This window comes from Spirillospora albida, assembly GCF_000718255.1.
Taxonomy (GTDB): Bacteria; Actinomycetota; Actinomycetes; order Streptosporangiales; family Streptosporangiaceae; genus Spirillospora; species Spirillospora albida.
Window position 1 is genome coordinate 75,000 of record NZ_JOFJ01000016.1, and the last position, 11,706, is coordinate 86,705.

The following is an 11,706-nucleotide window of genomic DNA, read 5'->3' on the forward strand; positions in this document are numbered from 1 at the left end:
ACCTCGGCGGCGGGGCCGGTCTGGGTTCGGCCGACCCGATCCGAGGAGGACCACCCCCAGTGACCACCCAGACAGGCGTCGAGTCCGCCGAGGCGGGCGGCGCACGGCACCGCGCGCCCGGCCGCATGAGCACCGGCCGGCTCGGTGACCGGATCTTCGCCGGGTCCGCCACCGGCTCCGGTCTGATCGTGCTCGCCATCATGGCCGCGATCGCGGTCTTCCTCGTGTGGAAGGCGATCCCGGCGCTCCAGGCGAACGAGGCCAACTTCATCACCAGCGAGGAGTGGAACCCGAACGCGACACCGGCGGAGTTCGGCATCGCGCAGCTCGCGTTCGGCACGGTCATGTCGTCGCTGCTCGCGATGCTGCTGGCCACCCCGGTCGCGATCGGCATCGCGCTGTTCATCGCGTTCTACTCGCCGCGCCGCCTCGCGTCCGGCCTCGGCTACATCGTCGACCTGCTCGCCGCCGTCCCCAGCATCGTGTACGGCCTGTGGGGCGCGGTGTTCCTGTCGAAGCACATGGAGGGCGTCAGCGGCTTCCTCAACTCGACGCTCGGCTGGATCCCCTTCCTCGGCGGCGACAGCCCCGGCAAGAACTCCATCTTCACCGCCGGAGTCGTGCTCGCGATCATGATCCTGCCGATCATCTCGTCGATCTCCCGCGAGGTGTTCCTCCAGGTCCCGCAGGCGCACGTGGAGGCGTCCCTCGCGCTCGGCGCCACCCGCTGGGAGATGATCCGGATGTCGGTCCTGCCGTACGGGCAGTCCGGGATGATCGGCGCGTCCATGCTCGGCCTCGGCCGCGCCATGGGCGAGACGATCGCCGTCGCGATGGTGCTCACCTACGTCCCCGGCATCAACATCCACCTGCTGGAGGACGGCGGCGCGACGTTCGCGTCCAACATCGCCAACAGCTTCGCCGAGGCGTCCGAGAACGGACGCGGCGCCCTCATCGCCTCCGGCCTCGTCCTGTTCGTCATCACCCTGCTCGTCAACATGGCCGCCCGCGCGGTCGTCGCGCGCCGCAAGGAGTTCGTGTGACCTCCCTGTCCACCCCGCGGAAGGGGTCCGGCCTCGGTTCGGTGTCGACCGGCCGCAAGGTCAAGGACCGGACCGTCCAGGGCCTCGTGTACCTCGCCTTCCTGCTGGCGCTCGTCCCGCTGCTGTCGGTCCTCTGGACGGTCGTGGTCAACGGGGCCAAGCGCCTCGACCCCACGTTCTTCCAGTTCTCGATGAACGCCGTCGCGGGCAAGGACCCCGGCGGCGGCGCCTATCACGCGATCATCGGGACCCTGCAGCAGGTCGCGATCACCAGCGCGATCGCCGTGCCGATCGCCGTCCTCACCGCGATCTACCTGGTCGAGTACGCCGGCAACGGCCGGCTCGGCAAGGTGATCAGCTTCTTCGTGGACGTCATGACCGGCATCCCGTCCATCGTCGCGGGCCTGTTCGTCCTCGCGCTGTGGCTGCTCACGGTCGGCTTCGGGTTCTCCGGGTTCGCGGGGGCGCTGGCCCTCGCCATCCTGATGATCCCGACCGTCGTCCGGGCCACCGAGGAGATGCTGAAGCTCGTCCCGAACGACCTGCGCGAGGCGTCCTACGCGCTCGGCGTCCCCCGGTGGCGGACGATCTGCTTCGTCATCCTGCCGACCGCGATGACCGGCATCGTCACCGGTGTGATGCTGGCGGTCGCCCGCGTCATGGGCGAGACCGCCCCGCTGCTGCTGACGATCTTCTTCACCAAGGCCATCAACACCAACCCGTTCGAAGGCCCGCAGGCCTCGCTGCCGACGTTCATCTGGGAACAGGCCTCCGACCCCAACCAGACCTCGATCGACCGCGCCTGGACCGGCGCACTGGTGCTGATCGGGATCATCATGCTGCTCAACCTGCTGGCCCGGCTCGTCGCCCGCCGCAGCGCCCCCGTCCGCCGCTGAGCGGCCCTCCCCCCGATCCACCCCCGGTACGTCCCGATAGGAGCGAGAAACCCCATGGCCAAGCGGATCGAAGTCTCCGGGCTGCACGCCTACTACGGCGGCGTCCACGCCATCGAGGACATCTCGATGACGGTCGAGCCGCGCTCGGTGACCGCGTTCATCGGGCCGTCCGGCTGCGGGAAGTCCACGTTCCTGCGCACCCTCAACCGGATGCACGAGGTCATCCCCGGCGCCCGCGTCGAGGGCAAGGTCATGCTGGACGCGGAGGACCTGTACGGCTCGTCCATCGACCCCGTCGCGGTCCGCCGCGTCGTCGGCATGGTGTTCCAGCGGCCCAACCCGTTCCCCACCATGTCGATCTACGACAACGTCGCGGCCGGCCTCAAGCTCAACGGCGTCCGCCGCAAGGGCCAGCTGGACGAGATCGTCGAGCAGTCCCTCCAGGACGCCAACCTCTGGAACGAGGTGAAGGACCGCCTCGGCAAGCCCGGCGCCGGCCTCTCCGGCGGTCAGCAGCAGCGCCTCTGCATCGCCCGCGCCATCGCCGTCCAGCCCCAGGTCCTCCTGATGGACGAGCCGTGCTCCGCCCTCGACCCGATCTCCACCCTCGCCATCGAGGACCTCATCGGGAAGCTGAAGAGCCAGTACACGATCGTCATCGTCACCCACAACATGCAGCAGGCCGCCCGCGTCAGCGACCGCACCGCCTTCTTCAACATCGCCGGCACCGGGCAGCCCGGCAAGCTCATCGAGATCGACGACACCAGCAAGATCTTCACGAACCCCGAGCAGAAGGCGACCGAGGACTACATCACGGGCCGCTTCGGCTGAACCGTTCCGTTCCCGGGGGCGGCTCCCGGGAACGGTCGCGGGCCGGGTCTCAGGCCTTGGCGGGGACGGACTCCTTGGCGTCCCCGCCCGGCCTGTGGTCGGGGACGAAGCGGTAGCCGACGTTGCGGACCGTTCCGATGAGGGACTCGTACTCGGCGCCCAGCTTCGCGCGGAGGCGGCGGACGTGGACGTCCACCGTGCGGGTGCCGCCGAAGTAGTCGTAGCCCCACACCTCCTGGAGGAGCTGGGCGCGGGTGAAGACGCGGCCCGGGTGCTGGGCGAGGTACTTCAGGAGCTCGAACTCCTTGAACGTCAGGTCGAGCACCCGGCCGCGCAGCCGGGCCGTGTAGGTCGCCTCGTCGATCGTCAGCTCGCCGCTGCGGATCTCGTCGGGGACGTCGTCGGCGTCCGCGCCCGCGGCGACGCGGCCCACGGCGAGCCGCAGCCGGGCCTCCACCTCGGCGGGGCCCGCCGACTGCAGCAGCACGTCGTCCAGGCCCCACTCGGGGCTGAGGGCGGCGAGCCCGCCCTCCGTCACGATCGCGAGCAGCGGGCAGTCGAGCCCCGTCGTGCGCAGCAGCCGGCACAGGCTCTTGGCCTGGACGAGGTCGCGGCGGGCGTCCACCATCACGATGTCGGCGGGAGGGGCGTCCAGCAGCGCGGAGGCCTCGGCGGGCGCGACCCGCACCGAGTGCAGCAGCAGCCCGAGCGCGGGCAGGATCTCGTCGGACGGTTCCAGAGCGTTGGTCAGCAAGAGCAAACCGCTCACGTGCCGCCTCCTCGTCCATAAATAGACGTAGGACCCAGGCGGCTCACTCCGGCCCGACGCACGGCCGGTGCTCGAAGACGAGGTGACCATGCGGGGCTGTCGAATGAACTCCATGGCCTCGTCGCCCGGATCCCTCGCCCATGAGCATAACCGAGCCGCATCTCCCGGCAATGGATCTTTCATGGCCGGCCCGCTTCCGGACGGAAATACCCTGGGGGCATGGCGAAGGGAACGATCCGGTACTGGGCGGCGGCGAAGGCGGCGGCGGGCGTGCACGAGGAACCGTACGACGCGGCCACGCTGGGGGAGGCCCTGGCGGCCGCGACGGACGGCAGGGACGGGGATTTCCCGCGCGTCCTGGCCCGCAGTTCGTTCCTCATCGACGGCGATCCGGTGGGGACCCGCCCGCACGATTCCGTCGCACTGCCGGAGGGCGCGGTCGTGGAGGTGCTCCCGCCTTTCGCGGGTGGCTGATCTCACAGAACCCGCGCCGCGTTTCCCGCGATCTCATTTCCGAGTGCGACCCGGCACCCGTGGCCGCGAGGCCACTATGGTGTGGCGATCGCGTGCCGTCGGCGGAGGAGAGACATGCGGAAAGTACTGCTCGTCCTGGTGATCCTGCTGGCCGCCGGCGTGGTCGTCGCGGACCGGGCGTCCGTCCGCGTCGCCCAGGACGAGATAGGCAAGCAGGTCGCGGCGCAGTACAACCTGCAGCGGCAACCCGACGTGAAGATCCACGGCATCCCGTTCCTCACCCAGGCGGTCGGCGGCGAGTACGACCGCATCGACGTCGTGATCGGCGAATGGACGGAGCAGGGCGTCACCGTCCAGGACGTCCGGATCGACATGGAGGGCGTGCAGGCGCCGCTGAGCGAGGTCGCCGCGGGGAACTCCGCGAACGTCACCGCACGCACCGCCGCCGCGTCCGCCGTCGTGCCCTACGCGGTGATCAAGCAGCGGGCGCCGAAGGAGGTCGAGTCGCTCGCGCCGAAGGGCGACGACCTGGCCGTCGAGCTGACCGGCGCCATCCTCGGCTTCCCCGTCACGGGCAGCGCGGTCGTGTCCGTGAAGCCCACCGACAAGGGCATCGCGATCACCCCCGTCTCGGTCGGCGCGGGCGGCGGCGCCCAGGTGCCCCTCGCCCTGCTGCAGCGGCAGCTCACCTGGGTCGTGCCGGTCGCCGACCTGCCCGTCGGGTCGCGGATCACCGGGATCCAGCCCACCGCCAAGGGGCTGCGGGTGACCGCGACCGCCCACAACGTCCGGCTGAACGACCTCGAGGCCGCCGGCAGGCGCTGACGTCGGAAAGAACGCCCGCCGCCCTTGTGAACCGGCCCGCCGGCGCGTACGTGTGTACGGTGTGGGCCCCACGGCGGACGAGAGACTCCTGCGCGCTCTCTACGACGAGCACGGCGGACCCCTGCTCGGCTACGTCCTGCGCCTGACCGGCGGTGACCGCGCCCAGGCGGAGGACGTCGTGCAGGAGACCCTGCTGCGCGCCTGGCGGCACCCGGACGCGCTGTCGGGCCGTCCCGTCCGGCCATGGCTGTTCACCGTCGCCCGCAACCTCGTCGTGGACGCGCACCGCGCCCGCCGCGCCCGCCCGCAGGAGACCCGCATCACCGAGCAGGTCCTGATGACGGCCGCCGGCTCCGACGACATCGACCGCGCCCTCGAATCCTGGACGGTCGCCGAGGCGCTCGCCGACCTCAGCGCCCCGCACCGCGCGGTCCTCGTCGAGACGTACTACCGCGGCCGGTCGGTGGCGGAGGCGTCCAGGACGCTCGGCATCCCGCCCGGCACCGTCAAGTCCCGCACCTTCTACGCGCTGCGGGCGCTCAAGCTCGCATTGGAGGAGCGGGGGTTGGCGCCATGAACGGCTGCGCGGACGTGCGCACCTCCCTCGGCGTGTACGTGGTCGGCGCGATCGACCCGAGCGAGCGCGCCGACGTCGACGCCCACCTGGAGACCTGCCCGGCGTGCCGGGACGAGCTCGCCGGGCTGGCCGGCCTGCCCGCCCTGCTCGGCCGCGTCGACGAGGCCCAGCTCGACCTGGCCGCCGGCCCCGGACCGGAGATGCTGGACGCCCTGCTCTCCCGGGCGGCGGCGGAGCGGCGCAGGGGGCCGCTCCGCCGGCTCGCCCGGCGGCCGGGCGGCTGGGCGCCCCTCGCCGCGGCCGCCTGCGCGCTGCTCGTCGCGGGCGTCCTGCTCGGCGGGCTCTTCCGCCCGTCCGGCGACCGCGACGGCGCGACGCCGCGCCCGAGCCCCACGGCCTCGTCGCGTCCTCCCGGCGCCTCGCCGCCACCGGCGACGCCCCCGGTGGAGCAGATCACCGCGGAGGACCCGCAGACGAACATCAAGGCCATCGTCAACCTCCGCCGCAAGGCGTGGGGCACCGAGGTCGAGCTGTACCTGCGGGGCGTCCCGAAGGGCTCCAGCTGCCGGCTGATGGTGATCGCCCGCGACGGGAGGCGCGACGCCCTCGGCAGCTGGTACGTCCCCTACGGCGACGGCTACGGCGAGTACCGCGGCTCCACGATGTTCCCCCGAGGCCAGCTGTACTCGTTCGAGATCGTCGGACTGGACGGACGGCCACTGCTGACCATCCCGACCTGACGTCTCCGGAAGAAATACGGGCCGGCGGGTGTTTCCGCGGTGATGACAGGCGTATGGGTTGCGGCGGCGGTCCTGGCGGCGGCCACGGTGTTCGGTCTCGTCCGGCGGCACCGTGACGGCCGCCTCCGCGCGCGCGACGGGAAGGACGCGGTGACCGACATCCTCGGCCCCGACGACATCGGCGTGCCGCTCGGAGAGAAGGCCACGCTCGTCCAGTTCTCCAGCGCGTTCTGCGCCCCGTGCCGGGCGACGCGCCGCGTCCTCGGCGAGGTGACCGAGATGGTGGCGGGCGTCGCGCACGTCGAACTCGACGCGGAGGCCAACCTCGAGCTCGTGCGCCGGCTGAACGTGGTCCGCACGCCGACCGTGGTCGTCCTGGACGCGTCCGGACGCGTCGTCCGCCGCGCCTCCGGCGCCCCCCGCAAGGCCGACGTGATCGCGGCGCTCGGCGGCGTGATCACGTGAACGGCATCACGATGACCTGCGGCAAGACGAGTGTCACCGTCTCGCAAGGCGAGACGGATGTGACACGGCGTGGATTGTCGGCTTAACATCATGTCCGTGCGTTACTGGACAGAGCAGATGCTCACGAAGCGTCGCGCGGTCGACTTCTGCCGCGTGGCCGCCTCGCTCTGTCGCATGGCCTGAGGCATCGAGCCCGTCCGCCCCGAGCACTTCCGACTTCCAGCTCGTACGTACGCACGCTTCTCCTTCTGGAGCACCCCGATGCAGGTCGACCCACGCGGGCAGCGCTTCGCCGCGACCCTCACAACGGCCGTTCTGATCGCGGTGCTCGTGACGGAAAGCGGGGTTCTGCTCGCCGCTCAGGCCGCGGTCTTCGCCATCGCGATCCTCTTCGGCCTCCGGTACGCGCCGTACGGACTGGTCTACTCCGTGCTGATCCGTCCCCGGCTCGGTCCGCCACGGGAGCTCGAAGACGAGGCCCCGCCCCGGTTCGCCCAGGGTGTCGGCCTCGCCTTCGCCCTGGTGGGCACGGCCGGATACGCGACGGGGCTCACCTGGCTCGGCATCGGTGCCACCGCCTTCGCGCTGGGGGCGGCGTTCCTGAACGCGGTGTTCGGGTTCTGCCTCGGCTGCGAGATGTATCTCATCATCCGTCGTATCACCGCGAAGATTCGCTCCGAGAGGGAGGTTCCCGCATGAGCCGCTCAGACGTCCTGGTGGACGCCGCATGGGTTGAGGCCAACCTGGACGCACCGGGCCTGGTCCTGGTCGAGGTCGACGAGGACGTGTCCGCCTACGACAAGGGCCACATCCGTGGCGCCGTGAAGATCGACTGGAAGACCGAGCTGCAGGACCCGGTCCGCCGCGACTTCGTCGACAAGGAGGGCTTCGAGCAGCTCCTGTCCGGCAAGGGCATCGCCAACGACGACCTCGTCATCCTCTACGGCGGCAACAACAACTGGTTCGCGGCCTACGCCTACTGGTACTTCAAGCTGTACGGGCACGAGAACGTGAAGCTGCTCGACGGCGGCCGCAAGAAGTGGGAGCTGGACTCCCGCGAGCTGGTCACCGACGTGCCGTCCCGTCCGGCCACCCAGTACAAGGCCAAGGACCAGGACCTGTCGATCCGCGCGTTCCGCGACGAGGTCGTCGACGCCATCGGCGCGCAGAACCTCATCGACGTCCGCTCCCCGGACGAGTTCAGCGGCAAGCTGCTCGCCCCGGCGCACCTGCCGCAGGAGCAGTCGCAGCGGGCCGGCCACGTGCCGACCGCCCGCAGCATCCCGTGGTCGAAGGCGGCCAACGACGACGGCACCTTCAAGTCGGACGAGGAGCTCCGCAAGCTCTACACCGAGGCCGGCGTGGACCTGTCCAAGGACACCATCGCCTACTGCCGCATCGGCGAGCGCTCGTCCCACACCTGGTTCGCGCTCCGCGAGCTCCTCGGCCTGGAGAACGTCAAGAACTACGACGGCTCCTGGACCGAGTACGGCTCGCTCGTGGGCGTCCCGATCGAACTCGGCGAGCCCAAGTAATCGACCGTCCGGATCCACGACCCTTCCGTGCACGCGGAGATGGAGGAGCTATGACCCAGGGTTGCGCAGCGCCCGAGCAGACCGCCCACCTGCCCGCCACCGTCGACCTCGCCAACGAGGCCGTCATCCAGGGCACCGTCACCCGTGACGGCGTTCCGGTGTCCAGCGCCTACGCGCGCCTGCTGGACGCGTCCGGCGAGTTCACCGCCGAGGTCGTCACCGGCGAGGAGGGCGTGTTCCGCTTCTTCGCCGCCGACGGCGACTGGACCGTCCGCGTCCTCGCGGCCGGCGGCGTGAGCGTCGACAGCACCGTCACGGCCAAGACCGGCGAGCTCGCCGCGCTCCAGGTCGCGATCTGACCGATTCCGGTCTCCGGAGCCCCGCCGTCCGCCCACCCGGACGGCGGGGCTTCGTGCTTTTCCGGGGCCGGGCGGGGTCACCGAGGTTACGATCGGCGCGATGTCCGTCTTGTCGCCCACGTCGCCGCTGATCCTGCCCTGGCATACGCTCCGGCTGGCCGGCCGCTTCGCGCTGCCCCTCACGCTCTGGTTCAGCCTCGGCGAACTGCTGCGCTTCGGCGCCATGTACGGCGGCTACCGGCTCGGTGAGATGAAGGGCGCGGCGGCGGCCACCGCGCCGGTCCTCACCGTCGGGCTCCTCGCGACGATCACCCTCGCCGTCGCGGTCGCGATGGTGCACTGCGTCCGGGAGGGCCTGGACATCGTCCAGGCGCGCGAGGACGACGGCGACCTCGCCCCGTGGGCCGTCGGGAACGACGAGTCCGTCGCCGCGGCCATCGGCCGCGCGGCCCTGCCCTTCGTCATCTTCTACCTGGCGTGGGGCATGTTCGGCGAGGACGCCCGCGAGTTCGCGAACCAGGCGGCGTCCCGCGGCCTCGCCGAGAAGGGCCTCGAAGGCCAGATCCAGGGCATCGGGATGCTCCTGTCCCTGCACCGGCACATCGGCCTGGCGATCGGCCTCACGGCCGGGTTCCTCGCCGCGAAGTTCCTCGCCGACTTCTTGCTGCGGACGCGCTTCCCCCGGCTCGGCCCCGCCGTCGCCGCCGTCCTGGAGATCAACTTCGCCCTGTTCGCGGTGTTCACCATCGACCGCGTGCGCCGCGAGGCCACCGACTGGCTGGCGGACCGGGAGGTCTGGAACCGGGTGGACGACGTCGCCGGACCCGTCCTCGACCTGTGGCCGCCGTTCCAGAACGCCGTCCTCGGCGCCCTCATCTGGCTCGTGATCGCCGGGGTGATCCTCGGCCTGGACGTCGCCGACGAGCGGATCGTCCTCGGACGGAGCCTGGCGGCCCGGCGGATCGCGGACGCCGGCGGCCTCCACCGCACAGGCAGCGCCCGCGAGGTCCTCACCCGCGGCCTGCGCGCGATGTGGCTGCCCGCCTGGTACGGGCTGCGGCTCGTCCGCCGCTCGGGCCTCCTGCCGTTCGCGGTGTTCGCCCTGCTCTTCTCCGCCCTGCACGTCGGAGAGGACGCGGCCCGGCGGCTCGTCTACGAGCTGATCGGGCCGCATCCGGTCACCTGGTGGGTGCCGCGGCTGCCGCTCATCGGGTACGGCACCGGCCTGGTCTTCGAGATCCTGCGGATCTGCCTGCTCGCCGCCGCGTTCAACCTCGTGATGACCCGTGTCACAGAGCAAAGCGCAGCAAAGGCAGTGTCCCCTTCGGCCGTGTCCCCGGCCGCGGCCGCACCTCCAGCGACACCGCCTCCACCTTGGCGCGGGGCACCGTACCCCGAACCGTGAGCCGCGACACGGTGTTCGCCCGCGGCGTCCCGCTCACCAGCCCGTCCGCCGACCAGTAGCGCCCCGCCCCGTCGACCAGCCGGTACTCGACGCCGTACGCGGCCGTCTTCGCGCCCGCCGCGTCCTCGGGCCGCAGGACCATCGCGATCCGCAGCTCCGTGACGTCCGGGCCGGACGGACCCTTGAGCGGCGGCGCGGTCCGCCGCTCCAGGACCCGCCAGCGGACGCCGGAGAGCCGGCCGATCCCGTTCTTCGCCACCACCGTCGCCTTCTCCGGCGGCTCCAGGTGCCGCCGGACGTTCCGCGACTCGTCCACCCAATGGAACGCGAGGAGTGCCGGCACCACCACCGCGACCAGGAGAGCCTCGAGAACTCGCCTGTCGCGAGGCGACACCACCGGTTCCGTCACGACGATCCCTTCCTCACGTCCAGGCCGTCGGCGGCGGTGCGGAGCAGCTCCGCCGCTCCGTCCTCGTTGATCCGCAGATCGACGTCCGTCGCGGCGGACAGCTGCGGCAGCAGCCCGCCCGCACCGACCACGAGGCGCGCACCGGCGAGCCGCTTCCGCGGAAGCTCGAAGACGAAGACCGCCGGCGTCCAGATCAGCGGCTGGAAGACCGGCAGGGCCGGGTTGGCGGCCTCCAGCCGCGGTTCCGCGTCGAAGGCGTACCCGCCGGGCGTCTCCAGCGTCGCCGACCGCAGGGACAGGGGCTCGCGCCGGCTCATCACCCGCACGCGCACTGCGAGGTACACGCCGTCCGTCCCGATCGTCCTCGTCCTCGCGAACGACAGGCTCGGCGCGAGCGATCGCGCCGCGTCCACCCCCTCGACTTTCAGCGAGAAGTCCCGGTTGCCGATCTCGTCACCGAGACGGCCGTGGCTGCGGATCGGATCGAGCTCGCGCGCCTCGATCCGCGGCTCGAGGGCGTGCAGCCACATCGCGCCCGCGAGCATGACCGTCCCGGCGACCGCCGTCCCGCCCCGCACGAGCAGCGCGCGCCCGTTCACGACGCCGCCACCGGCAGGGTCAGCCGCCCGGCGAACGGTTCCTCGGTGTCGACCATCCACCGGTACGTCTCGTCGGTGAACCCGTGGTCGTACTTCCACCTGCGGACGCCCACCGTGAAGCTCCGAGGCGGATTCGCCTGCCCCAGCTTCCACATGGCGGACACCTCGACGGCCAGCCCCGGCTGCGTGACCTGCGTGGTGGCGCCCGCGGCGAGCCCCTCGATCTCGTCCGGCCTCACCCATTTCCCGGCCGCCGTACGGGCCACGACCGCCTCCTGAACCCCGCCGAAGCCGAGCGGCGCCGTCTCCTTGCCCTTGTTGACGACCCGCATCCGCACGATCAGGAACCGCTCCTTCTGATTCCCCAGCCCCGAGTCACCCGCGCCGACGCGGACGTCCCGCACGGTGACGTCGAACAACTCGGTATCGAGAACCGCACCGGCCCTCTTCACGGGCTCCTTGGGCGTCTCCTCGAACCCCCCGGTCACCCACACCAGCGGCACCAGCACGGCGAGCACGCCCAGCACCGCCCCGACCGCGACGAGCCGCCGCGGCGCCCGCCGCCCCTCCGGGCCGGGCGGAACCGGTGCATAGCCCTGCATGCGCCCGATGCTAACGGCGATCCGCGCTCGGCGGGATGCCTCCCGGAACGCCGTCCGCCCCGGCGGCGTCCGCGAACGGTCCGGCCCGCCCGGCCGCGGTGGGACGCCCGGCCGGACGTGAATCACGTCTGCGGAATCCCTTAGAGTCGTGGCGTTCGAACGTGTCGGGAAGAGGCG

The 11,706-nt window shown here is 71.5% G+C and carries 17 protein-coding genes; 13 read left to right on the forward strand and 4 right to left on the reverse strand.

What is annotated here, in order from left to right:
- Nucleotides 1-59 precede the first annotated feature (59 nt).
- The 3 genes from pstC to pstB are packed head-to-tail and all read left to right on the forward strand — an operon-like array spanning nucleotide 60 to nucleotide 2,770.
- Nucleotides 60-1,043, forward strand: coding sequence for a phosphate ABC transporter permease subunit PstC (gene pstC / locus IE99_RS0121075; RefSeq protein ID WP_030173482.1), 984 nt, complete (start codon nucleotides 60-62; stop codon nucleotides 1,041-1,043).
- Nucleotides 1,040-1,939: a phosphate ABC transporter permease PstA gene (gene pstA, locus IE99_RS0121080; protein WP_030173485.1), complete on the forward strand. Its 900-nt coding sequence runs from the start codon at nucleotides 1,040-1,042 to the stop codon at nucleotides 1,937-1,939. The genes pstC and pstA overlap by 4 nt, the downstream gene beginning before the upstream one ends.
- Nucleotides 1,940-1,993: 54 nt before the next feature.
- Nucleotides 1,994-2,770 (forward strand): phosphate ABC transporter ATP-binding protein PstB, encoded by a 777-nt coding sequence (pstB, locus tag IE99_RS0121085; protein WP_030173488.1) that lies wholly within the window; start codon nucleotides 1,994-1,996, stop codon nucleotides 2,768-2,770.
- Nucleotides 2,771-2,819: 49 nt separating this feature from the next.
- Here pstB and IE99_RS0121090 read toward each other — a convergent pair whose 3' ends face one another.
- Nucleotides 2,820-3,539: a winged helix-turn-helix transcriptional regulator gene (locus tag IE99_RS0121090; RefSeq protein ID WP_030173491.1), complete on the reverse strand. Its 720-nt coding sequence runs from the start codon at nucleotides 3,537-3,539 to the stop codon at nucleotides 2,820-2,822.
- Between the two features lie 219 nt (nucleotides 3,540-3,758).
- Here IE99_RS0121090 and IE99_RS0121095 point away from each other — a divergent pair, with 219 nt between their 5' ends.
- The 10 genes from IE99_RS0121095 (at nucleotide 3,759) to IE99_RS0121140 (ending at nucleotide 9,919) form a co-directional block, all read left to right on the forward strand.
- Nucleotides 3,759-4,013: a MoaD/ThiS family protein gene (locus tag IE99_RS0121095; RefSeq protein WP_030173494.1), complete on the forward strand. Its 255-nt coding sequence runs from the start codon at nucleotides 3,759-3,761 to the stop codon at nucleotides 4,011-4,013.
- A 114-nt stretch (nucleotides 4,014-4,127) separates the two neighbouring features.
- The gene (locus IE99_RS0121100) at nucleotides 4,128-4,838 is read left to right on the forward strand and encodes an LmeA family phospholipid-binding protein (RefSeq protein WP_030173497.1); all 711 of its coding nucleotides are present in this window, start codon (nucleotides 4,128-4,130) and stop codon (nucleotides 4,836-4,838) included.
- A gap of 61 nt (nucleotides 4,839-4,899) precedes the next feature.
- Nucleotides 4,900-5,415, forward strand: coding sequence for a sigma-70 family RNA polymerase sigma factor (locus tag IE99_RS0121105; protein ID WP_030173500.1), 516 nt, complete (start codon nucleotides 4,900-4,902; stop codon nucleotides 5,413-5,415).
- Entirely contained in the window at nucleotides 5,412-6,155 is a 744-nt protein-coding gene (locus IE99_RS0121110; protein ID WP_030173502.1) for an anti-sigma factor family protein, read from the forward strand. The genes IE99_RS0121105 and IE99_RS0121110 overlap by 4 nt, the downstream gene beginning before the upstream one ends.
- A gap of 42 nt (nucleotides 6,156-6,197) precedes the next feature.
- Complete coding sequence (locus IE99_RS0121115; protein ID WP_030173505.1) at nucleotides 6,198-6,620, forward strand: TlpA family protein disulfide reductase; 423 nt, start codon at nucleotides 6,198-6,200, stop codon at nucleotides 6,618-6,620.
- A gap of 117 nt (nucleotides 6,621-6,737) precedes the next feature.
- The gene (locus IE99_RS33705) at nucleotides 6,738-6,803 is read left to right on the forward strand and encodes a putative leader peptide (protein ID WP_353819285.1); all 66 of its coding nucleotides are present in this window, start codon (nucleotides 6,738-6,740) and stop codon (nucleotides 6,801-6,803) included.
- A gap of 78 nt (nucleotides 6,804-6,881) precedes the next feature.
- On the forward strand, nucleotides 6,882-7,319 hold the full coding sequence (locus tag IE99_RS0121125; protein ID WP_030173508.1) for a DUF4395 domain-containing protein: 438 nt from the start codon (nucleotides 6,882-6,884) through the stop codon (nucleotides 7,317-7,319).
- Nucleotides 7,316-8,155, forward strand: a complete 840-nt coding sequence (locus tag IE99_RS0121130; protein WP_030173511.1) for a sulfurtransferase — start codon at nucleotides 7,316-7,318, stop codon at nucleotides 8,153-8,155. The genes IE99_RS0121125 and IE99_RS0121130 overlap by 4 nt, the downstream gene beginning before the upstream one ends.
- A 50-nt stretch (nucleotides 8,156-8,205) precedes the next feature.
- The gene (locus IE99_RS0121135; protein WP_030173514.1) at nucleotides 8,206-8,514 is read left to right on the forward strand and encodes a DUF1416 domain-containing protein; all 309 of its coding nucleotides are present in this window, start codon (nucleotides 8,206-8,208) and stop codon (nucleotides 8,512-8,514) included.
- Nucleotides 8,515-8,614: 100 nt separating this feature from the next.
- Nucleotides 8,615-9,919, forward strand: coding sequence for a hypothetical protein (locus IE99_RS0121140; protein ID WP_030173518.1), 1,305 nt, complete (start codon nucleotides 8,615-8,617; stop codon nucleotides 9,917-9,919).
- Here IE99_RS0121140 and IE99_RS32040 read toward each other — a convergent pair.
- The 3 genes from IE99_RS32040 to IE99_RS0121150 are packed head-to-tail and all read right to left on the reverse strand — an operon-like array spanning nucleotide 9,804 to nucleotide 11,529.
- Entirely contained in the window at nucleotides 9,804-10,328 is a 525-nt protein-coding gene (locus tag IE99_RS32040) for a hypothetical protein (protein ID WP_157610423.1), read from the reverse strand. The two genes, IE99_RS0121140 and IE99_RS32040, sit on opposite strands and share 116 nt — an antisense overlap.
- A complete protein-coding gene (locus tag IE99_RS0121145; protein ID WP_030173521.1) occupies nucleotides 10,325-10,927 on the reverse strand; it encodes a hypothetical protein in 603 nt (200 codons plus the stop codon). The genes IE99_RS32040 and IE99_RS0121145 overlap by 4 nt, the downstream gene beginning before the upstream one ends.
- Nucleotides 10,924-11,529, reverse strand: a complete 606-nt coding sequence (locus IE99_RS0121150) for a hypothetical protein (RefSeq protein ID WP_030173525.1) — start codon at nucleotides 11,527-11,529, stop codon at nucleotides 10,924-10,926. The genes IE99_RS0121145 and IE99_RS0121150 overlap by 4 nt, the downstream gene beginning before the upstream one ends.
- Nucleotides 11,530-11,706: the final 177 nt, after the last annotated feature.